Raw genomic sequence first — 22,381 nt, 5'->3', positions numbered from 1 at the left:
ACAGTTTGTTTTTTGTTAATGAATTGGTAATGCTTCTTAATTCTGATTTTGCTCTTTTTCCTTTTTTGCATACCAATTTTGCATGATGTAAAAAGCCTTCTTTTTATTTCCGTCGTTTGAAATCAATCCTTTTCTGTTGTATTCGTCCTGAATGCCCGGAAGCAGTCTTCTTGGCGATCTGAAATCAACCAAAATCCATGGACTCAAACCACTCAGATGAGGTATTTTTTCAATCATTTTCAGGTTCTGAATGTATAAATATTCCTGATATTCTTCTGTCCAGCGCTCATTTTTTTCTCCGTGTAAACCTTGTTTGGCATCACCTCCAAATTCCGAAACAATAACAGGTTTGTTGTATTTGGTTTTCCAGAAAATCTTTTCGGCATCTTCCAGTTTTCCGCCATACCATCCTAAATATTGATTGAATGAAATAATATCTAAATAATCGCCAATTGCGTCATTTATTGTTCCAAATCCTGCGCTGTCACTTTGTGTCAATAAAGCCGCACTGATTAATCTGGTATTGTCTAATGATTTGGTATGGTCCACTAATTTTTTGATAAATGCATTTCGAGCATCCGAAATTGGTGTCTCATTGGCCATTGACCAGATGATAATACAAGCTCTGTTTTTATCTCTGGTAACTGCAGCTGTCAGCTGATCTTCTGCATTTTGATAAGTCGCTTCTCTCGTAAATTCAACAGTCCAGTAAACCGGAATTTCTTCCCAAACCATTAAACCCATTTTATCCGCTGTTCTGATAATGTTTTCGTTATGCGGATAATGTGCCAGACGAACATAATTACAACCCAATTCTTTAGCCCAGTTTAACAAACGTAATGCATCCTCTTCAGAATTGGCGCGTCCACCTTTTGCATTTTCTTCATGAATCGAAATTCCTCTTAAAAAGATTGGTTTTCCGTTCAACAGAATTTTATCTTCTTTGGATTCAATGGTTCTAAAGCCAATATTGTCACTTAATTTTTGACTGTTATAATCAATAGTTACATCATATAATTTTGGATTTTCAGGTGACCAATAAGAGATTTTTTTCGCCGGAATTTCGAAGTTCAAAATTCCATCGGCACCCACTTTTCCCTTATAATTGATTTTTAATTCCGGAATTGTAATGGTTACTACATTTTTTACTGCATCGGGATTACTGATTTTTACAAAACCTGAAATCAAAGCTGTATTATTCTTTTTAAGCTGAATATTGTAATCTTCCACAAATGAAGCTTCTTCTTCAATCAAAGTCACATCACGAGTGATTCCGCCATAATTCCACCAATCTGTATTAATTGTCGGAACATCTTCTTTATGGCGTGTATTATCCACTTTTATAACCAGATAATTATCTTTTGGTTTTACAATCGATGTTACTTCATAATTAAATGGCGTAAATCCACCAATATGAGTTCCGAGTTTCTTCCCATTCAAATAAACATCAGCTTTATAATTGACCGCTCCCAGATAAACAAAAAGACGTTTTCCTGCTTTCAAATTATAATCAAATGACTTCTTGAACCAGACATTACCTTCGTAATATTTAAGCTCCGGAACCTGCGAAGTCCAATCTCCCGGTATATTAATTTTGGGTGATTTATCAAAATCATATTCCACCAATTCCTGTTTGTTCACCGCATGATAGTTATTGAAATAAGCGGCGTTGGATGGTTTCGCCTGTTTGTCATATTCATCATGGTGAAAGCTGTAATAACCCGTTTCGTATGGGTCAACAATGTAATTCCAAACACCGTTTAAAGAAGTTGTATTTCGGTTAGGGACGTTTGAAATTAGGTTTTGATTTTGTGCCTGTCCGAAAAGGGATAGGGTCAGGAGTAATGTGGTTATTAGTTTTTTCATTATTGTTTTTTTTTTGCCACAAAGGCACTAAGACACAAAGCTTTTTTGTCACGCAGATTTTGCAGATTTGAGCAGATTTTTTTTAATTAAAATTTGTTGTAATAAATAATCTGCGCATATCTGCTTAAATCTTTTTTAAATCTGCGTGAAATAATTGTCTGCTTGAAAAAACTTTGTGTCTTCGCGACTTTGTGACATTATTTTTATTTAAGCATTATTTTTAAATATTCTCCTTTAAAACTCTGGTTCAGCGCTGTCATTTCAATTGGCAAACCGGAACCATCGGGTACAACTTCAATCGATGCTTTTCCGTTCGCCATTTTAATGGATTCACTTCCTGTCGGAGTTCCTTGGTTTTTCATTGTTTTTCCACCTTTCAAACATTGAAAATAAACACTTTCTTCGTAATCCAGACAACGTAAATTGTTATTGTCAATTGCCGTTGCCGTCAGCAGATAATTGCCGTTTTTTAATTTTTGGGAAGACAATTGTAAGGAAGTTGCCGTGTCATTTTTGTTGAAACGGTAGTTTACTTTTAAAGTATCAGAAACCGTTTTTCCTTCTTTATTTTTTCCAATAGCAACCAGATTATTTTCGCCTTTTTTAAAATTAACATCCCAAGTTAAACCATTTGCAGGATATAGCGAAAAATTTCTTTGTTTTTCTCCAAGAGATTTTCCTTCATGATAAAGCGTAACTCGCTCACAATTACTGAAAACACTCAATGTTCTGGGTGTATTTTCAGGTCCCTGACGCTCGGTCCAGGTATGCGATTCGATGTAGGTAAATGGTTCTTTGCTCCAATAGCTTTTAAAAACATAATAGGCATCTTTCGGAACTCCGTTTCGGTCTACCAAGCCTTTTTGGTTCATGTACGGAATATCATCTTCCGGTCGCAAGGGCGTTGCAAAATCCTTAAATGCCCATTGTACGTTACCCACGAATGTTGGATCATTCTCGGATATATGTAAATGCCAGTCAAATAAATCAACGATATAATTCTCGCTCCAATCTCCAATTTGTGCAATATTAGCCACTTTGGTTTGCACGATTGCTTCTTCCCAGCCCTCGGCTTTTATAACATTTTCACCCGTAACCGGTTTCTCGCTGTGACGTCCAACATGACTGTCGCCGCCATATTCGGCATGGATAAAATGTTTATATTCTTTCTTGTAAACATCAATTGCTTTTTGGTAACTTTTATAACTTCCGGAATACCAGCCCGACCAGATTGAAGGAGAGAAGACATCTACAATCTGTGAACCTTCATAATATTTTCTAATCGCCGTTTTTCTGGTTGGATCTAGTTTATGAGCGAGATCGTTTAATTCAGTTAAAAAGACGTTGGTTTTCTCTGTATTATCGCCGTCAGGAAAATCAGGAAGCCAGTTCATTTCATTACCCAAAGACCAGATTATAATACTTGGGTGATTGTAATTTTGACTGATGATTTCAGTAAGCATGTTTTTGGTATTTGTTTGCCAAAGTTCACCGCCAATTCCGCCACGGCACCAGGGTAATTCATCCCAAACCAATAGTCCCAATTCATCACATGCTTTATATACTTCAGGATCTTGTGGGTAATGTGCCAGACGAACAAAATTAGCGCCCATATTTTTTATGGATTTCATATCGGCCCAATGTTGCTCATTGCTCATTGCAGCGCCAACACCCGCTTGCTCTTCATGTCTGTGTGTACCTCGAATAAGTAATCGCTTTCCATTCAAATAAAACGGACCATGATCTTTAAACTCAAACCATCTGAAACCTACTTTTTCGTTTAGGCTGTCTTTGATTTGATTTTTTTCGGATAAAATTGCAGTAACCGAATATAAATTAGGATTTTCAGTATCCCACAATTCCGGATTTTTAATGTTTTCAAAAGTGATATTCTCTGTTTTATCTGAAACAGGAATCGTTTTGCTGGCTACTTTTTTTCCTTTCGGATTTTTAAGAATCACAGTTAACGATAATGCCGAATTATCAGTATTTACAGTTGAAGCCAGAATTTGTACCGAAGCTTTTTTTGCAGAAACCTCAGGAGTTGTAATTTTTAGATTATCGATGTGATTTTTGTATTGAGATAACAGCCAGACATCTCTGGTAATTCCGCCATAAATAAAGAAATCGCTCTTTTGAGACGGAATTATTTCGATGTCATAACTATTATCCACGCGTACAAAAATATCGTTGTTTCCTTCTTTGATGAAGTTGGTGATATCAATCGTAAAACCAATATAACCACCAATATGACCGCCAGCTTCTTTACCGTTTACATATACTTTTGTAGTGACATTCGAGCCTTCAAAATATAAGGAATAACGTCGGTTTTGATCTATTTGAGAAATATTCAATTTCTTTTGATACCAGCTCGCATCACGCCTGTATCCCGGATTTAAATCGGTTGCGTCTTCGGCGTTCCAGCTGTGTGGTAAATTTATGGAAGTCCAGTTTGAAGCCTTTTGTGCTTCTGAAAGGTTAGGAGTGTGATTTTCTAAATACAGCCAATTGTCATTGATATTCATTTTTGTCTGAGCAAAACTGCTGCTCAGACAAATTTGAAAAAAAACAAAAAGTGCAAAAGTAAAAAGTTTGTTATGGTGATACGGTTGATTTGTCATTGATTATAAGCTTTTTTTAAGGTGCAGAGGTTCATAGGTTCAAAGGTTCATAGGTCAAAAGTTCCTAGACTTTGAAGGTTCAAAGACTCGCATGGTAAAACCTTTGAGCCTTTGCACCTCTGTCCCTTTGTACCTTTATTTGTTACTTTTTCGTAATACTGCCTCCAGAAAGTAGTAATCGGCATAGATTATTGGTTCGTCAATTTCGTCGTGTTTTGGCCAGTTTCCGGTACTGTGATCCAGAATAAAAGGTGCTTTTACGGTATCTGCTAAAATGTATTTATCTGAATTTAGCGAAGTCATTATTTTATCGGCGAAAGCCAAATAACTTTTGTTTTTAGTGTAACCGTATAACTCATATAAAGCAGAAGCCATAACAGTTGCCGCAGAAACATCGCGAGCTGAATTTGGAATCGCAGGATCTTTAAAATCCCAATACGGAATTCCGTCTTCCGGTAAATTTTTATGGGTCATGAAAAATGTTGCAGTTGCTTCGGCTTGTTTTAAATAAGCAGGATCTTTGGTATATCGATACGACATGGTGAATCCGTAAACGGCCCAACCTTGTCCGCGAGCCCAAACAGAATCATCATTATATCCTTGTAAAGTTGTTTTTTTTCTAACAGCTCCAGAGGTTGGATTATAATCAATAACATGATAACAACTATTGTCTGCCCTAAATTGATTTTTTAAAGTCGTGTTGGCATGTTGAATCGCAATCTCCTGATACTTTTTATTTCCTGATAATTTAGAGGCTTCAAAAAGCAATTCCAAATTCATCATATTGTCAATAATTACCGGATAATCCCAGATTTCTTTATTAAAATCCCAAGATCTTATGGCGCCAACTTTAGCATTAAAACGAGTGCATAATGTTTCGGCACCTTTAATAATAACGTCTTTGTATTCTTGTTTGTTTTCCACTTTTAAAGCTTCTCCAAAACTGCAAAACACTTTGAATCCAACGTCGTGCGAATTACTATTTACACTTTCTTTTTTGCTAAAAGGCGTCCATTTTTCTGCCTGGCTTTTATAGGCTTCATTACCTGTCAATCGGTACAAGTGCCATAAATTTCCGGCAAAGAAACCGCTTGTCCAGTCTTTTGAAGGAACTTTTTTAATTAAATTGGTTTTGATGGTCATACTGCGTGGCATTGACATCGAGTCAACCGGATAATCGAGCAGCATTTTATATCTTTTCTCCAGAAGGTTTTCTGAAGTTGCAGCAACTTTTGTCTGAGAATTAATTCCGGATTTGCACGCTGTTGCCAGCAGTGCAAACCCAAGAATTAAAAAAAATGAACTAACTTTATTCATACTTGCTAATTAATCTAATTTTTAATAACAGTGGGTGAATTTAACACATAGATACATAGTTTTCATAGCTTAAAAAAAGCGTTTCACTTGCATCAAAACACATAGCTATGTGTTAGAAACTAGTTTCTTTTGATTGTCTTTGTATTAATTTCTTATTTAAAATCTATGTTTCTATGTGTTTAAAATATTTTCAACCATTGTAATTCTACTGTTTTAATAACCAGGATTATTTGGTTTTAAATTAGGATTGATCGCTAATTCAGTTCCCGGCAAAGGGAATAAATAATCTTTGTTTGGATCAAAATTCGCATGAGGTTCAAAACCATTAGGACCAAATACTTCAGGTCCGTTTTTCAGCCTCTTAATATCATACCATCTGATATATTCAAAAGCCAGTTCTAATCTTCTTTCATTGATTACCATTTTTTTGAAATCAACTTTAGAAAGTCCCGGAGTTACATCGGCAGGAAATGAAACTTGTTTGCCCGCTTTATTTCGTGCTCTTGCACGCACTCGGTTTACATAATTATCTGCTTCTGCAGTTCCTGGTGTAATTTCGTTTAAAGCTTCGGCAGCAGTCAGCAAAACTTCAGCATATCGCATTGTGATATAATTGTGTTGTGATGTTCTTCCGTTAGCACCTGCTTTTCCAGGAAAACGGTAATATTTGGCAATATGCGGACGAGGCGCTTTTTCGTTATCACTTGAAGGATAAACCTCCAAAGATCCACCTGTTCCGGTTTTCTTTCTGATAATAGTATCAAAACTTACTGCTCTTCTGTAATCTCTTTGATCCCAGTCATTAAATACTTTTAAAGAAGGCACTGCAACAGAAAATCCTTGTCCATAGCTATAGCTATCATCTTTTAATGAACCTGTAAAAAAAGCGGTATAATCCTGACCGTAATTTCCTGATGTTAAGTTATTAAAATCAATTGTAAACAAAGGCTCTTTTAACAAAGCTGCTTTTGTAGCGTTAAATAAATCCTGAAAATCAGCATCTAAACCTAAACCGAATTTTGCTTCGTTGTTAATTACATATTTCGCTTCATCATACGCTTTTTGATAGTTTCCTAATGTCAAATAAACAGAAGCCAAATAACCGGCTGCTGTACCTTTTCCCGGAACGGCTTTTACTTTTGGTTTGTCGTCTAACCATTGTTTTGCAAATTCAAGATCGGCTATGATTTTAGCATATACCTCGGCTTCTTTGGTTTTACCCAATGAATTCACCTGAGAAACATCATTAACAACAAAATCAACATACGGAATATCACCAAATATTCGAACTAAATGATAGTAAGCAAAAGCTCTTGCAAAATACGCCTGAGCTACGATTGCGTTTACTTTTGCAGGATCTCCCGGAGTCTTTTTTGCACCTTCAATAGCCTGATTGGCTGCTGTTACAATGATATACGATTGTGGCCAGAAGTTGGCAACCAATGCGTTGGTATCATTCATTTTCATATCATTAACATCAATACGGGCAGCCTGAGTGGTTCTGTCTCCAATATCGGCCATGTCATCACGCAACATCAAGGCGATGGTAAATTCTCTTCCCCAATAATTATTATGTGCAATGTTGGCAAAGGCTCCGTTTACAGCGGCTTGTAAGTCGTCTGTATTGTTAAAAAAGTTGTCTGGGCGAATGATTCCAACTGGATGTTCTTCAAGATCTGAGCATCCAAAAGCAAATATTCCTAAGAAAAATAAAGCTATATATTTTTTCATAATATGATTCTATTAAAATTTTAAATTGAAACCGAAAGTGAAGGTTTTCACGTTTGGGTAACTTCCGTAATCCAATCCTAAATTGGTATTACTTCTGGCGTTGGTGTCGTTTAAGTAATTTACCTCAGGGTCTGAACCCGGATAATCGGTGATCGTCCAAAGGTTTTGCGCGCTTACATAAAAACGAACTTTGCTCAATCCTATTTTCGAAACTACTTTATCATCTAAACTATATCCGATAGAAACGTTTTTCAAACGAATATAACTTGCATCATACACAAACCTTGAAGTGATTCTTTTGGTTCTTGCTGCATTGGCAGGAACATTTGTATCAGTATTTGTTGGTGTCCACGCATCTAAAACTTCCGTAGTTGCATTGTTGTTTCCAGAAGCCAATTCCATTAAAGTATAATTTAAGATTTGGTTTCCTTCTGAACCTTGGAAGAAGATATTCAAATCCAGATTTTTATAAGTGAAATCATTGTTGAAACCGAAAATGAAATCCGGATTTGGATTCCCGATAATAGTTTTATCACTTGAATCCAGTTTTCCGTCACCATTTACATCTTTGAATTTTTCACCACCCGGAGCCGTTTCAAAATTCCCCGGAAGCGCTGTTTCTCCCTGCTGAATTACACCATCGTAAATAAATCCGTAGAAAGAACCAACCGGCTCGCCAACTCTCAAAATTTGAGATTCTGTTGCAAGGAAATGCCCTGGAGCAGAGTTAATTAATAAGTCTTTGTTATCGGCCAATTTCAATACTTTATTCTTGTTTGAAGAGATATTAAAGTTAGTAGACCACGTAAAATCGGCACCAATAAAGTTTTTCGTATTGATTCCTAATTCCCATCCTTTGTTTTCTAATTCTCCAACGTTTTGAAGCTGAGATCCAATTCCTGAAATTCCAGGTAAAGGTCTGTTGAACAATAAATCTTTGGTAATGGTTTTATAATAATCTGCCGTAAGACTGATTCTATTATCAAATAAACCTAAATCAATTCCGTAATCCTGTTGGTACGAAGTTTCCCATTTTAAATTCGGATTATCCAAAGAAGTCAACTGTACTGCGTTTACAATTACGTCACCGCTCACATCATAAATTTCAGAGAATCTTGACAAAGTAGAGTAGGCACCAATCGATGGATTCCCGGTTGCTCCGTAACTTGCTCTTAGTTTAAGGTTTGAAATCGTTTTATTGTCTTTTAAAAAATTCTCTTTAGCAATATTCCAACCCACGGCTCCGGAAGGGAAAGTTCCGTATTTGTAGTTTTTACTGAAACTTGAAGAACCGTCACGACGTGCTGTGAAAGTGAATAAGTATTTATCATCGTAATCAAAGTTCAACCTTCCGAAAGCAGAAATTAATTCGGTTTCAGATAGACCTGAATCTGGTTTTAAGAACACGGTTCCGGCTCCTAAATTATGATAAGAGTTGGTATTCGTAAGAAATCCTCTTGAAGCAGCATATGAATTTTCATTTGTGTTTTTTTGATACGAATAGCCTCCAAGAACGGTTAAAATTCCTTTGTCGATAATTTCTTTTTTGTACGTCAAATAATTCTCGGTTAAGAAAGATGAAAATCTTGTGTTGTTTACAGAAGCTTCTCCTTTAATATTTTTTCCTGCAATTAAAGTAGATGGAATATATCTTCCCGTTTGAGAATTAGACTCTGTTAAACCTAAAGTGGTTTTGAAATTTAAATCTTTAAAAATCTGATAAGAAGCAAAGAAATTGCTTCTGTTGGTAATATTGATTACTTCCAGAATGTTTTCCATTGCAGTCGCATACGGGTTATCAATATCATCTCCAATGGGAGCTGTAGTCGTATAAGAACCATCTTCGTTATAAATACCTTTATCCGGCATAAAACGGTAAGCAGCCGCAATTACACCGGCAGCACCTGTTCCTCCGGCTCCCGTCTGGCTGATAATTCCGTCTTTGTTTTGTTTGCTCGTAAATAAATTCAAACCTACTTTAAACTTATCACTCAAATCAGCTTCAAGATTACTTACGATTGTGTACTTATCAATTCCTGAATTAATTACAACTCCGTTTTGGTTGTAATAATTTCCCGAAACATAATATCTGATTTTTTCTGAACCGCCTGAAAATGATAATTGTGAATTCGAAATCATTCCGTCACGATAAATTACATCCTGCCAATCTGTGTTAGCGCCACCGGAAGTGTGTGTGGTAAAACTTTTTCTATAAGCGACAAACTGGTCGCCGTTTAATAAATCCAATTGATTGTTTACAGATTGCGTTGAAGTCGAATTACTGAATTCAATTACCGGCGCTCCTGGTTTTCCTTTTTTAGTCGTAACCATAATAACTCCGTTTGAACCTCTTGATCCGTAGATAGCTGTAGCTGATGCATCTTTTAAAATCTCAATCGAAGCAATATCCTGAGGTGCCGGCATAGAAGCACCTGCAAAACCATCCACAACAATAAGAGCATCTCCACTCGCATTGATTGATGTTCCTCCACGAACCCTGATTTTCACCGGAGCACCTGGCTCGCCACCATTATTCGATTGTACCGAAACCCCTGCAGCGCGGCCTTGCAAAGCCATTTCTGCATTCAATAAAGGATAAGCGGTTAGCTCTTTTGCGGTTACTGATGATACTGATCCTGTAATGTCGCTTTTTTTACGGGTACCGTAACCTACAACGATAACCTCATCCAGATTTTTAGTATCTGATTTTAAACTTACATTGACTACCGTTTTATTTCCTACCGGAACTTCGATAGTTTGATATCCTACATAGTTGAAAACTAAGACAGCATTTTTTTCCGCAACTATTACTGTATAGTTTCCATCCATGTCGGCAGTTGCGCCAACAGAAGATCCTTTGATATAAACATTAGCACCAGGAAGCCCAAGTAAGTCTTCGCTGGAAGTAACTTTTCCGGTGACTTTTCTTTCCTGTGCATTCACAACAATATTTCCTAGTAAAAAGAGCACCAGAAAACACCATTTAAGCGATTTAATTTTGTGGTTTGTAAACATTCATTTTTTGGTTTTAAGGTTAATGTTAGATAAAATAAAAAAGCAATAAACTCATTCCGATTATAAGCAGCATGAAGAGAATTTGCAGCAATAAGAATTTTGTTTTTTTGATTTTCATATCACAAATGTATTAGGGCAGAATGATATAGAAATACAAAAAAGGGTATCTAAAAATACAGATACCCTTTTTTAAGCCTTTAAATATGCGGATTTTCTAAAATACATCAACGGACTTAGAAAATTTGTCAGCAAATTGCGACGGAGTTTCCCCGTACTTTTTCTGGAAACATTTACTGAAGTATTTCGGATTATTAAAACCTACTTTATAACTTACTTCAGAGACATTCAGTTTATTTTGTTCTAATAATTGAGCGGCACGTTTTAATCGGATTTCGTGAATGAATTCATTTGGCGTATAATTCGTCCATGCTTTTACTTTTAAGAATAACATGGTGCGGCTAACTCCCAATTCGGAACAGAAAAACGGAATATCAAATTGTTCGTTCGAAATGTTTTCTTCCACAATTTTGAACGCCTTTTTGAGTAATTCTTCATCCAGAGAAGAAACAGTAATTTCTGAGGGAACAAAATTGTCTTCGCTGGTGAATTTGTTTTTCAGTCTTTCAGTTGAATTCAAAAGATTCTTAACACGAAGTTTGAATTCCATCAAATTAAAAGGTTTACTAATGTAATCATCGGCACCGCTTTCGAGTCCTTCGAATTTATAAACCAATGAAGATCTGGAAGTCAGTAATATGACCGGAATATGACTCGTTTTTAGATTTTCTTTTATTTTAGAACATAGTTCTGTTCCTACCATTTCTGGCATAATAACGTCACTAATAATTAAATTCGGAACAAATTGTAATGCTTTTTCAAAAGCAATTTTACCATTTTCGGCCTCAATAATATTGTATTCTTTTTTGAGTAAATTTTTCATAAAGGTTCGCAAAACCTTGTGATCTTCTACAATAAGAATAGTTTGTTTTTCAGCATTTACAACAAAATCTTCAATGTCTTCCGGTTCTGTTATTGCTCCGGTTTCTAGTTGCGTAGTATATTGAACGATATCATCACTGATTTTAAAATCCTCTATAATTTCATCGTCTGCAAGATGTGCACGACCCAGTGGAAGTGTAACTTTAAAAACAACGCCCCCGGCTTCTTTATTCGTTACATCAATATTTCCTTTATGCAGTTTGACGATATTCTTTACAATTGACAATCCAATTCCGGTTCCTTTATTATAGTTTTTCTGAACGTTGTTGTGTAAAGGAACTTCAAAAAACAAATCGAAAATTTTATCGATATGTTCCTCGGCAATTCCTGCTCCTGAATCTTCTACGGCAATAAAAAGGTTTTCGTGATCATGATTGATTTTGATATTGATCGTACCACCTTTTGGTGTATAACGAAAGGCATTAGAAATCAAATTATAAAAAACACGTTCCAGTTTATAGCGATCAAAATACACCAGAATTTCCTCTTCAGAAGCTTCAAAAGTATAATCGTAGCCACCGTCTTTGGCGTATTCGATAAAAGACAAAAAGATTTCTTTGGTGAATTTGACAATATTCCCATTGGCAGATTCTAATTTAACCTGATCGTTTTCCAGTTTTCTGAAATCCATTAAACGGTTAATCAGACTCAAAAGATGATTGGCGCTTCCTTCAATTACCAGCAACTTTTTGTACATTTCATTGGTGCCATTATAATTGGATAAAATCTGTTGCAACGGCCCTAAGATTAAAGTTAAAGGCGTTCTGAATTCATGTGAAATATTCGTAAAGAAATCCAGTTTTGCCCTGTTGTTTTCTTCTATACGTTTGGTTTCTAAATATTCCAGGTCGAGTTTTTGTTTCAATCTGGCTTTTGATTTCATAATCCAGATCAAACCGTATAAGGCTGAACCAATTATTATCCCATACAATAAAAAAGCCCAGATACTGCGCCACGGAGCCGGATTTACAATAACAGTTAGTGTAGTAGGAACTTTGTTCCAAACACCGTCATTATTAGCACCCCGAACTTCAAAAACATAAGTTCCCGGATTCTGAATAGCGTAAATAGCTTCAGTATTTTTGGTAATGGTCCAGTTGTTTTCCAGTCCGGTCAGGCGGTAACTGTATTGATTGTTTTTTGACCGAATGTAATTTGGAATCGCAAAATTGATCGAGAAATTTGCCTTGTCATAATCCAAAGTAATGGTTTTGGTGTAGCCGATACTTTTCTCCAAAATTTCAGTTGAATCCTGAGGATTAATCACTTCATTTTTGATTTTCAAATCGGTAATTAAAACCTGAGGAACATATTGGTTGAGGGAAATTTTTCGGGCATCAAAATAAGTTGCTCCGGATGGACTTCCGAAATAAAATTTATTACCATCTAATTTTAAGGCCGAATTATCATTGAATTCATTGCTCGCCAAACCGTCTTTTTGATCGTAGATTACAATCGTTTTTCTGGTTGTACTATATTTTATTACGCCCTGATTGGTGCTGATCCAAAGGTTTTTATCATCATCTTCCAAAATAGAATGAATTGATGTGATAACCGTATTTCCAATTTTAAGATTGATTCTGTTAAAATTCTTTCCATCAAAATAATGCAATCCTTTTGCTTTTGTTCCCACCCAAATTTTATTCTGAGAATCCTGAAATAACGTCAAAATATCATCACCAGCCAAAGCCGAAGCATCAAAAAAGAAATGTTTTATAGCCGATTTAGTAGGCTGGAAATTTTGAAGCCCAATAAGATTTAGCCCATTTTGCGTTCCAATCCAAAGTCTTTTTTGTTTGTCAATTAAAATTGTTCTGACGATATTATTCGTTAGAAAATCAGACTTTGTATTATCATTTCCAATAATCTGAAAAGTTTTTGAAATCGTATTATACCGAATCAATCCTTTATTAAATGTACCAATCCATAAAATTCCATTCCCTTCTGTTTTGATAGAATAAACACCGGTTTCTTTCAATAAAGTATTTAGTTCCGATGAAATTCTGCTGTCTTCAATTTTTTTAGAAATGGTATTGTAAGCCGTGATTCCTTTAGAAAAAGTTCCAATCCACAAAATATGATCATCAGCAAGGCACATCGATTTGATATCATTTTTTGTTGTCTGTCCACTTTTACTGTTGATGTAACTCGTTGCTTCGGTATTTGCATTGTAAATCGTGATTCCGCCACCTTCCGTTCCAAAATAAATGTTTTTATTTTTATCTGCAATTATAGAACTTACCACATCAAAACTCATCGGAATCTTTTTAGAATTCTGATTGTAATTCGAAAAGTTCACATTCGAGACATCCCAAATATTCACGCCTTTATAATAACAGCCAATCCAAACCGATCCTTTTTGATCCAAAAAAACCGATTTTACCTTATCGATTCCGTTGCTGTTGTTGCTGTTATTTATTTTTTGAATGCTTTTATCTTCTCCTAAAATATAAATTCCGTCGTAAGCGCCAATCCATAACGAACCTTGTTTATCAATAGTCAAAGCACGAATGTCTGTACTGAGCTCACTATATTTTTCAGCAGATAAAAAAGAAACAAATTTGTTTGATGATGGATTAAATTTTAAAAGTCCTTTGTTTTTTGTGCCAACCCAGATGTAGTTGTAATGATCTTCAGTAAGTGCCTGAACAGTCAAAAGATCTGTTGTATTTAAGGGATAATTTTTAAAAGAAAACTTTCCGTTTTTTCTGCTTGTCAAAACACATAAACCTTTTGTTGTTCCAATCCAGATTTGACCTTTTTTGCTTTTTAAAATACTTAATATATTATTGCTTGGAAGTGTTGTATTATCGGTATCCGAATGGAAAGTAGAATTAAATTGCCCCGTTTTTTTATTGTAAATCGTCAATCCTTTAGATGTTCCAAACCACATTTCATCGCCAATTTCTTTGATGCTCCAAATCGCGTTTCCACTTATGGAATGATTGTTTTTGGTGTGCAGATATCTTGTAAAAGTATTGTTGACAGGATTATAACAATTCAGCCCGTTATATGTTCCAACCCAAATCTTCCCGGAATTATCTTCTTCAATAGCCAGAATATCATTGTTACTGATAGTAGATTTATCAGCAACATCATTTCTGAAAATCGTAAAGCGGCTGCCGTCATATTTATTAAGACCATCACGTGTACCAAACCACATTTGCCCAAATTTATCCTGATGAATAGCAATGACAGAACTCTGCGAAAGCCCGTCAGTCGTAGAAATGTTTTTGAGACGATATTTATTTTGAGAAAATACATTCCCGGAAATAAATAATAAAACCAGAAAAGCTATTTTGTATTTCATGGTGCGTTATGTTTTTGCCACGAAGGCACAAAGACACAAAGTTTATTTTTAATTTGCTTTGTGTCTTTGCGACTTTGTGGCAGATGTAACTTATTTTAAGCGCGTTTGCAATTGATAATCATACAATGACGGAATTTGATCCAGAGCTGTATTTAAAAATTCAATATAAGCGTCAGGTTCGTATTTTACCTCGAATTTTGCGTTACCGTTCACGCCAATAATTCTCGCAAAAGGCCCGTCTTTCATGCCGTATAATAAAACCGGTTTTGTGCTGTCAAATGTTTTTTCAACCTGAACATTCAGATTCCAAAACATGCTGAAAGGCCCGTGTGATGGTTTCCAATAATCGGCACCACCACCGCCAAATAATAAATAACTATTGTTCTTATCCGGATTGATATGAACCGTAATATGATCGAATAAATTTTGATGATTTGCACCCGAATGCTGATCTAATAAAGCATCTGCAAAAATCTCACAATTCTGATATACATTTTTTGTAGCAAACGTATTGAAGCTCAAAGGGTGAACTGTTTTATTATAAATTTTAAGATTCTTCACCAATATATTATGTACACCACCTAACGTTACGGTATAATGTGCCATATGTGGTCCATCGGTTACAATATCCTGAATCGTAACATTGGCATCTTCTTCGGCCAGAATTCCGCTGTCTGAATTTGTAATCACAATATCTTTAACCCAGCTGTTAAATAAACGAGTTAAAAAGATAGCATTGTTTCCCGGTTCAACATGATGTGCTACTCTCGGAATGTCCGGAAAAGTAAAGCGGATATGTTCAATTCCCACTTCGTTGAGATGTTTCCATTCCACCAATTGCGCCTGATAACTTGGTTTTATCGCAATGGTCAAAGGCGTTTTGATGGTAATTTTTGAGTTTGAAATTTTAGTGATTTCAACTTGTTGTCTCACAATTGGAAGCTTTGGAAATTGCCAATGATGAGAGCCTGGTTTTACTTTGGCACCTTTGTATAAATCCTGAATGATTTCGCCATCTTCTCCGTCTTTATTGAATAATTGAAGTTCGACTACATCACCAATTTTTAATCCTTTTACATCAGAAACTGAAATAATATGCTCACCCATATTTCCGGAACTCACTTTCGCCAAAACATTTGGAGTAGGTTCGTATTTATCCAGATACGATTTTACACGTTCTCCAGGAATCTGTGTCCAGATAAAACCGCCCGACCAGGCATATTGCGAAAAAGGTAAATCGATATTGTTTTCAGCTTCGCGCTGTCTTTTATCAAAAGTGGTTAAATATTCGCGAAGTTCAGCCAGTGATTCCGGATCTTTAAGATACATCATTGGTCTTGGGCAGTAAATTTCGGTTCCGTTTTCGCCAGAACCAATACCGCGAAGCACAAAATTGCTTCTTTCGATGTATAAAATATCACTTAGTATAATTCGGCCTGCAGGCAATTGTAAAACTACATTTCCTTCTGTAGAATTTGCCGCTTTTATGGCTTTCAATAAAGCTTTTGAATCGTCTAAATTGTCATTTGCTTTTACGCCAAAATCTGTAGCATTAATAATTTTTCCTGCAGTTTCAGGAATTTGGCTTTCGCCGAAATGATAGCCCGCGTAACTAAAATCAGGGAGATAATTTGCCTTTGAATCGGTTAGTATTTTTGGTGTTTGTTGCGCCATTAAAATACTATTTATAAAAAGACTGAAACAAATAATAATGGTTTGACGCTTCATGGTTTTGTGGTTATTTTGGTTAGTTAGGTTTTGGTTTGCCATTTGCCATTTGCCACGAAGGCACTAAGGCGCAAAGTTTATTAAATGCCACAGATTAAAAGATTAAAAAGATTATTTCACGCAGATTTTAAAAAGATTATAGCAGATTTAATTTAAATAAGCTGTGGCAAAAAAAATCTGCGCACATCTGCTTAAATCTTTTTAAAATCTGCGAGAAAAAAAAACTTTGGGCCTTAGTGCCTTCGTGGCAAAAAACTTAGACAGTTCTTTTAATTCCCATTTCAAGCCCTCGTAATTCGGCTAAACCTCTTAAACGCCCAATCGCAGAATAACCTGGATTTGTCTTTTTCTTCAAATCATCCAGCATTTGGTGACCGTGATCTGGGCGCATTGGCAATTGGCTATTGTTTCTTTTTTCGACTTCAATAATTGCCTTTACAACTTCGTACATGTCAACATCGCCTTCCAAATGATTGGCTTCATAGAAACTACCTTCTGCATCGCGTTGTGTACTTCTTAGGTGAATAAAATTCATTTTATCACCGTGACGTCTTACAATTCCAGGTAAATCATTATCAGCTCTTACGCCGTATGAACCCGTACACATGGTGAATCCGTTTGATTTTGAAGGTGCAGCATTCATTAATTCAATCAAATCTTCTTCTGTACTCACGACTCTTGGTAAACCTAAAATCGGGTAGGGTGGATCGTCCGGGTGAATCGCCATTAAAACACCTTTGCTTTCGGCAACCGGAATAATTTCCTTTAAAAAGAAGAAAAGATTTTTCTTTAAAGCTTGTCTGTCAATATGATTGTAAGCGCTCAAAGTCACCAGAAAATCTTCTACAGAATATGCTTCTTCAGCGCCTGGAAGTCCTGCCAAAATATTTTGCTGTAGTTTGATTTTATCAGCCTCTGTCATTGCTTCAAAATATTTCGTCGCTTTTTCAATTTGCTTTGCAGAATATTCTTTTTCTGCTCCCGGTCTTTTTAAAATAAACAATTCAAAAGCAGCAAAAGCATTAATATCAAAACGCAAAGCTTTTGATCCGTCTTCCACTTCATAAGATAAATCAGTTCTTGACCAATCCAAAACCGGCATAAAATTATAGCAAACACATTTAATGCCGCACAACGCCAGATTGCGAATGCTTTCTTTATAATTTTCAATGTATTGAAGATAATTTCCTGTTTGTTTTTTAATGTCTTCGTGAACCGGAATACTTTCAACAACCGACCAAGTTAAACCAGAAGCGCCTTTTTTAGGATCACCGTCTTCGTGTTCAATCTCCACTTTTCGTTTAATGATTTCTTCAATTTCCCATACTTGTCCGTTCGGAATATGGTGCAATGCCGTAACAATTCCGGTAGCGCCGGTCTGTTTAATATCTTGTAAAGAAACCGGATCGTTTGGTCCGAACCATCTTAATGTTTGTTCCATTTTATTCGTTTTTTATCATTCCTGCAAGGTTTTCGAAACGTTGTAGGTATTTATTATTTTTTTTAAGGAGCTAGTTCCCGCTATCCGTTCCAAACGAAGTTCACTGAACTCCGATTAAAATAAAAATTAAGTGAAGTAATCTTTTGTGTCCGCCGCGGCGGACACAAAAGGATTTCCACTACTATCGGGGCTAGGGCACTCATTTTCATAAGAAAATTCCCAGTTAATTCAATTTTAAATACTGGTAGCGGCAAATCCACCATCTACTACTATAATGGTTCCCGTTACAAATTTGGACATGTCACTGCATAAAAATAAAAGTGCACCGTCAATATCTTCCGGTTTTCCAAATCTTCCCATAGGGGTATGATCGATAATTTTTTCACCTCTTGGTGTTAAGTTACCGTCCGGAGTCAATAATAAAGCCCTGTTTTGTTCTCCAATAAAAAAGCCCGGTGAAATAGCGTTTACACGAATTCCTTCACCGTATTTTGAAGCCAGTTCAACCGACATCCATTTAGTAAAATTGTCAATGGCCGCTTTTGCAGCTGAATATCCAACTACACGTGTTAAAGGCCTTTGTGCCGATGTTGAGGATATATTGATAACATTTCCTTCTTTTTGTTTTGCAAAAAGTTCAGAGAAAACCTGTGTTGGAAGCATTGTCCCAATGATATTCAAATCGACTACTTGTTGGAGATCATTTGTTTTCATATCATAAACAGCCTGATCAGGTTGTATCGTTGCTCCCGGCATGTTTCCTCCCGCAGCATTAATCAAAATGTCCAGACGACCGTATTTTTCTACAATAAAGTCTTTGGCTTTTTCAAGTTCTTCTTTGTTTAAAACATTGGCCTGAATAGCAAAAGCTTTTCCGCCTTTGCTTTCGATACCTGCCACAGTTTTATTGGCTTTTTCGATCGATTGCGATACAATTCCGACGATTACACCCTGTTTGGCTAATACGTTTGCAAAATTGCTTCCCAATACGCCCGCACCGCCAGTAATAAGGGCAATTTTTCCTTCAAGATTAAATATTGAATTCATTTGTAAGTTTTATTATTTATATTTTTTAAGTACCTGTAGGCTTAGATTTCAGGTTTAGTTTTTATATTAAATTCCAACCCGCTTTCGGGGGAAAATTCCAAATTCCAATTCTTTCAAAACTTAAAACAATACACTCTGTTCCTTTTTAGGTTGGAATTTGGGATTTTAAGATTGGAATTTTTTAGTTTTGGAATTTGGCATTTCAAAAATTGGAATTTTATTTTTTTAAATCTTGACCTTAATAACAATTTTTTTCAATGGTCCCACGCCAATCATGGCAGCGTGAACGTCTGTTGGGAATAAAATAGCAAATTGTCCTTCCTGCAATTCAAAATACATGTCTGGCTTGTCGTGGAAAAAACGAACATCCCTTTCATCACTATATTCACCATTCGGATTCACACATTTTTCCCTTGGTTTCCAGGCAAAAGTTTCTGGTTCTTTCAGTGAAATCTGTATGTCAATGTTTTGATCATGACATTCAAAACCTTTTATGCTTTCTTCTCTGGTTGTTCCTTCTCCGGAAATTACAATTACTTTTAATCCTTCTCCAATTTCAAAGGCACCATCTTCAAGATTTAGTAAATCTGTCTGACTTAGATAATCAAATGCTTTTTTGAAATTGGGATGTAAACCACAATATTTTGCGGAATTACTTAATACGTCTATAATCATATTTTAAATTATGTAGTTAGTTATTGTTAGGCTATTTACTTTTATAAATAAAACAAATTATGGTTTTTATATTCAAATTACGTAAGTTTGCGTGTACGCACACGGACTTTTACAAATGTATATAAAAAGTTAAGTAAAACAACTTATCTTTACCTAAAAAAAATAATTTTACGCGGTTTCAAAATAGTTTTAACTTAAAAAGTAAGAATATCATAACAATAAAAAAAATAGCGGAATTAGCCAATGTTTCACCAGGAACTGTTGACAGGATCATCCATAAACGTGGTCAGGTGGCGCAGGAAAATGTAGATAAGGTGAACGCTATTATCGAAAAATACGGTTATAAGCGAAATATCCTGGCGAGCAATCTGGCCTTAAATAAGAAATTCCGATTCGCGGTTTTTTTACCTAAATACGAAAGCATCGAATATTGGAAAAGCCAAATTACAGGAATAGAAAAAGCGGCAGTCGAGTTTGGGAAATTCGGTGTCGTGCTGGATTATTTTTTCTATGATTTTAATACTGCTTCTTTTAAGGAAGCTGTCGAAAAAGTCTTGAATTTTGATTGTGACGGCCTGTTATTTGCACCAATTTTTCACGAAGAATCTGTTCGTTTTTTAAATGAATATGAAAAGAAGAATATTCCGGTTGTCATGATCGATTCGAATATTTCAAGTGATGCAGCACATGCCTATGTTGGGCAAGATGCTTTTCAGAGTGGTTATCTGGCGGGAAGACTTATTAGTTTTGCGGTAAATAACGAAAGACAGGTTCTGATTTTTAAGATCACCCGTGAAATCGAAAGTACCTCCGTTTATTTGCAACGCATTGATGGTTTTTATTCTTTTTTTAAAGACCATAACGAGCTCACTAATTTTAAATTTTCGGAAGTGACCATCAAAGATTCCGGGATTGATCAGTTATCTCTGCAAATGTTTCAGGGAATAAACAGCGTTTTTGTGCCCAATTCCAGAGCTTATATTGTAGCCCGGTTTTTAGAGCAAAACAATATTAAAGGTGTCCGTATTATTGGTTACGATTTATTAAAAGATAATATAGAATACCTAAACAAAGGAATTATTGATTTCCTGATTAACCAAAGACCAGAAGAGCAAGGTTATATGGCGGTTAATCATTTGTATAAAAAATTGGTTTTACAGGAAAAAGTAGAAAACACACATTATATTCCGTTGGAAATTATTTTGAAGGAGAATTACTTTCCTGCCAGAAAATAAGAAAAAGGGTTTCACGCAGATTTTGGCAGATTTAAGCAGATTAAAAATGATTTTTTATTTTAATCTGAAATTTGATAAATATAATCTGCGGCTATCCGCTTAAATCTGCCAAAATCTGCGTGAAATAAACTATTACTTCACTTTTACCTCAAGAGGATTATCTATTTTTTTAGCAAAAGAACTTAAATACTTTTCCCATTCTGCTTTTGTTTGAAACGGACTTCCTTTTTTCCATCCAAAACCAGCATAATAAATTACTTTGTTATCTTCTACTTTTAAATTTGCGTATAAATTACTCAAGTCTTTATCATTGGTTACATAGTTTGTAAAACTGATTACAGTGTCGTCCGGAGCTACCAGTCCCATTCCAATTTCTGAATCATCGATTGGTTCCCAATGACTCATCCAGTGTTGTTTAAAGTTTGTAGTTATAGTTCCTTTTTTATCATGAAGAGTTAATCCGGCAGCAATTGTTTTGGCACCTTTAATCGAAATTTCAAAACGGGATAAATAATTCCCATAGTCAAGACTAATTAATTTTGATTCGGTTATTTTATTTCCTTTTGCATCCCAATCCGCATAGGTTAAGATAAAACTGGTTCTGATTGGTCCGGTTGTAATGGTTTTCCAGCTGATAAAATTCTTCGAAAAATAATATTTTCCATCAACGTTTACAGCAATTCCGCCAATTCCACGGCTATCACCAACGGCAAAATTATCTAAACCTTCACCAGTATCTTTATGATAAGATCCGGCTCCCGAAACTGTTTTTTCGTACCATTTATTAATAATAGGATATTCTACTCTTTTTAACCACGCATCAATTCCGCTGGTCAAAGTTCCACCCGGAATTTTATCTTCCACCATTTTCTGTGCTACAGGACCATAAGTTCTAAAAGCAACTTTATTGTTTTCCCAGGCATAATCTTCTGTTCTTTCGGGAACAAATCTCGAATAGCAACTTACTGTTTTTGATGCCGATGGATTTGTACCTACAAACACTTCGTATTCCTGACGGGATGAAGCCTGAACTTTGGGCTGAAATAAAAGTACATCTGCGTTGCCGTCGCCATCACTATCTACCGTTTGGGTTTCTAAAAAAGCAGGAGAAGTAACTTCCTTTACCACATAGTTTTCAAGTTTATCTGATGCAGATAAGCCAAGCGCTTTTTTTGTGATTTCGACAGTTTCAAATTCTCTGTCCATATTTAGCGTATTGGTTACCCTTACGATTTTATTCTGAGAATTAACGGCAAAACTACTTGCCAGAATTGTGGCTAATAAAAGATGTTTTTTCAAAATTTAAAGGATTTATTTTCTGAATTATAGTTCAGATTTAATGAAGGACTAAAGTACAAATCAAATCTTAAATAGAAATACATAAAGAGTATAAAAA

12 protein-coding genes are annotated in these 22,381 nt (G+C 35.6%); 1 reads left to right on the top strand and 11 read right to left on the bottom strand.

The genetic code is table 11. The features are described from left to right. Positions 1 to 36: 36 nt before the first annotated feature. The 10 genes from AC3ITQ_RS18275 to AC3ITQ_RS18230 form a co-directional block, all read right to left on the bottom strand. A complete protein-coding gene (locus tag AC3ITQ_RS18275; RefSeq protein WP_489235569.1) occupies positions 37 to 1,866 on the bottom strand; it encodes a glycoside hydrolase family 2 protein in 1,830 nt (609 codons plus the stop codon). A 203-nt stretch (positions 1,867 to 2,069) separates the two neighbouring features. Next, positions 2,070 to 4,487, bottom strand: a complete 2,418-nt coding sequence (locus AC3ITQ_RS18270; RefSeq protein WP_489235568.1) for a glycoside hydrolase family 2 protein — start codon at positions 4,485 to 4,487, stop codon at positions 2,070 to 2,072. 135 nt (positions 4,488 to 4,622) lie between these two features. Continuing rightward, positions 4,623 to 5,804, bottom strand: a complete 1,182-nt coding sequence (locus AC3ITQ_RS18265; protein ID WP_489235567.1) for a glycoside hydrolase family 88 protein — start codon at positions 5,802 to 5,804, stop codon at positions 4,623 to 4,625. 213 nt (positions 5,805 to 6,017) lie between these two features. Further along, entirely contained in the window at positions 6,018 to 7,535 is a 1,518-nt protein-coding gene (locus AC3ITQ_RS18260; protein WP_489235566.1) for a RagB/SusD family nutrient uptake outer membrane protein, read from the bottom strand. Between the two features lie 12 nt (positions 7,536 to 7,547). Further along, positions 7,548 to 10,550 carry a SusC/RagA family TonB-linked outer membrane protein gene (locus AC3ITQ_RS18255; RefSeq protein ID WP_489235565.1) on the bottom strand — a complete coding sequence of 1,001 codons (3,003 nt, stop codon included), beginning with the start codon at positions 10,548 to 10,550 and terminating at the stop codon, positions 7,548 to 7,550. Positions 10,551 to 10,764: 214 nt separating this feature from the next. After that, the gene (locus tag AC3ITQ_RS18250; protein WP_489235564.1) at positions 10,765 to 14,859 is read right to left on the bottom strand and encodes a two-component regulator propeller domain-containing protein; all 4,095 of its coding nucleotides are present in this window, start codon (positions 14,857 to 14,859) and stop codon (positions 10,765 to 10,767) included. 90 nt (positions 14,860 to 14,949) lie between these two features. Then, complete coding sequence (locus AC3ITQ_RS18245; RefSeq protein ID WP_489235563.1) at positions 14,950 to 16,587, bottom strand: hypothetical protein; 1,638 nt, start codon at positions 16,585 to 16,587, stop codon at positions 14,950 to 14,952. Between the two features lie 256 nt (positions 16,588 to 16,843). Then, a complete protein-coding gene (uxuA, locus tag AC3ITQ_RS18240; RefSeq protein WP_489235562.1) occupies positions 16,844 to 18,028 on the bottom strand; it encodes a mannonate dehydratase in 1,185 nt (394 codons plus the stop codon). 234 nt (positions 18,029 to 18,262) lie between these two features. Continuing rightward, the gene (locus AC3ITQ_RS18235) at positions 18,263 to 19,075 is read right to left on the bottom strand and encodes an SDR family oxidoreductase (RefSeq protein ID WP_489235561.1); all 813 of its coding nucleotides are present in this window, start codon (positions 19,073 to 19,075) and stop codon (positions 18,263 to 18,265) included. Positions 19,076 to 19,300: 225 nt separating this feature from the next. Beyond that, the gene (locus tag AC3ITQ_RS18230) at positions 19,301 to 19,750 is read right to left on the bottom strand and encodes a NanQ anomerase/TabA/YiaL family protein (RefSeq protein ID WP_489235560.1); all 450 of its coding nucleotides are present in this window, start codon (positions 19,748 to 19,750) and stop codon (positions 19,301 to 19,303) included. Positions 19,751 to 19,959: 209 nt separating this feature from the next. Here AC3ITQ_RS18230 and AC3ITQ_RS18225 point away from each other — a divergent pair, with 209 nt between their 5' ends. Further along, complete coding sequence (locus AC3ITQ_RS18225) at positions 19,960 to 20,985, top strand: substrate-binding domain-containing protein (protein WP_489238949.1); 1,026 nt, start codon at positions 19,960 to 19,962, stop codon at positions 20,983 to 20,985. 132 nt (positions 20,986 to 21,117) lie between these two features. Here the strand turns inward: AC3ITQ_RS18225 and AC3ITQ_RS18220 are convergent, their stop codons facing one another. Next, positions 21,118 to 22,284 (bottom strand): BT3233 family polysaccharide utilization protein, encoded by a 1,167-nt coding sequence (locus AC3ITQ_RS18220; RefSeq protein ID WP_489235559.1) that lies wholly within the window; start codon positions 22,282 to 22,284, stop codon positions 21,118 to 21,120. Positions 22,285 to 22,381 lie beyond the last annotated feature (97 nt).

The organism is Flavobacterium sp. KH_001 (genome assembly GCF_057840745.1).
This window is presented reverse-complemented; position numbering and strand designations above follow the sequence as displayed.

Coding starts and splice junctions, on each gene's coding strand:
- AC3ITQ_RS18245 (WP_489235563.1), bottom strand. CDS start 16,587: ATGAAGCGTCAAACCATTATTATTTGTTTCAGTCTTTTTATAAATAGT.
- AC3ITQ_RS18270 (WP_489235568.1), bottom strand. CDS start 4,487: ATGACAAATCAACCGTATCACCATAACAAACTTTTTACTTTTGCACTT.
- AC3ITQ_RS18260 (WP_489235566.1), bottom strand. CDS start 7,535: ATGAAAAAATATATAGCTTTATTTTTCTTAGGAATATTTGCTTTTGGA.
- AC3ITQ_RS18265 (WP_489235567.1), bottom strand. CDS start 5,804: ATGAATAAAGTTAGTTCATTTTTTTTAATTCTTGGGTTTGCACTGCTG.
- AC3ITQ_RS18230 (WP_489235560.1), bottom strand. CDS start 19,750: ATGATTATAGACGTATTAAGTAATTCCGCAAAATATTGTGGTTTACAT.
- AC3ITQ_RS18250 (WP_489235564.1), bottom strand. CDS start 14,859: ATGAAATACAAAATAGCTTTTCTGGTTTTATTATTTATTTCCGGGAAT.
- uxuA (WP_489235562.1), bottom strand. CDS start 18,028: ATGGAACAAACATTAAGATGGTTCGGACCAAACGATCCGGTTTCTTTA.
- AC3ITQ_RS18235 (WP_489235561.1), bottom strand. CDS start 19,075: ATGAATTCAATATTTAATCTTGAAGGAAAAATTGCCCTTATTACTGGC.
- AC3ITQ_RS18255 (WP_489235565.1), bottom strand. CDS start 10,550: ATGTTTACAAACCACAAAATTAAATCGCTTAAATGGTGTTTTCTGGTG.
- AC3ITQ_RS18275 (WP_489235569.1), bottom strand. CDS start 1,866: ATGAAAAAACTAATAACCACATTACTCCTGACCCTATCCCTTTTCGGA.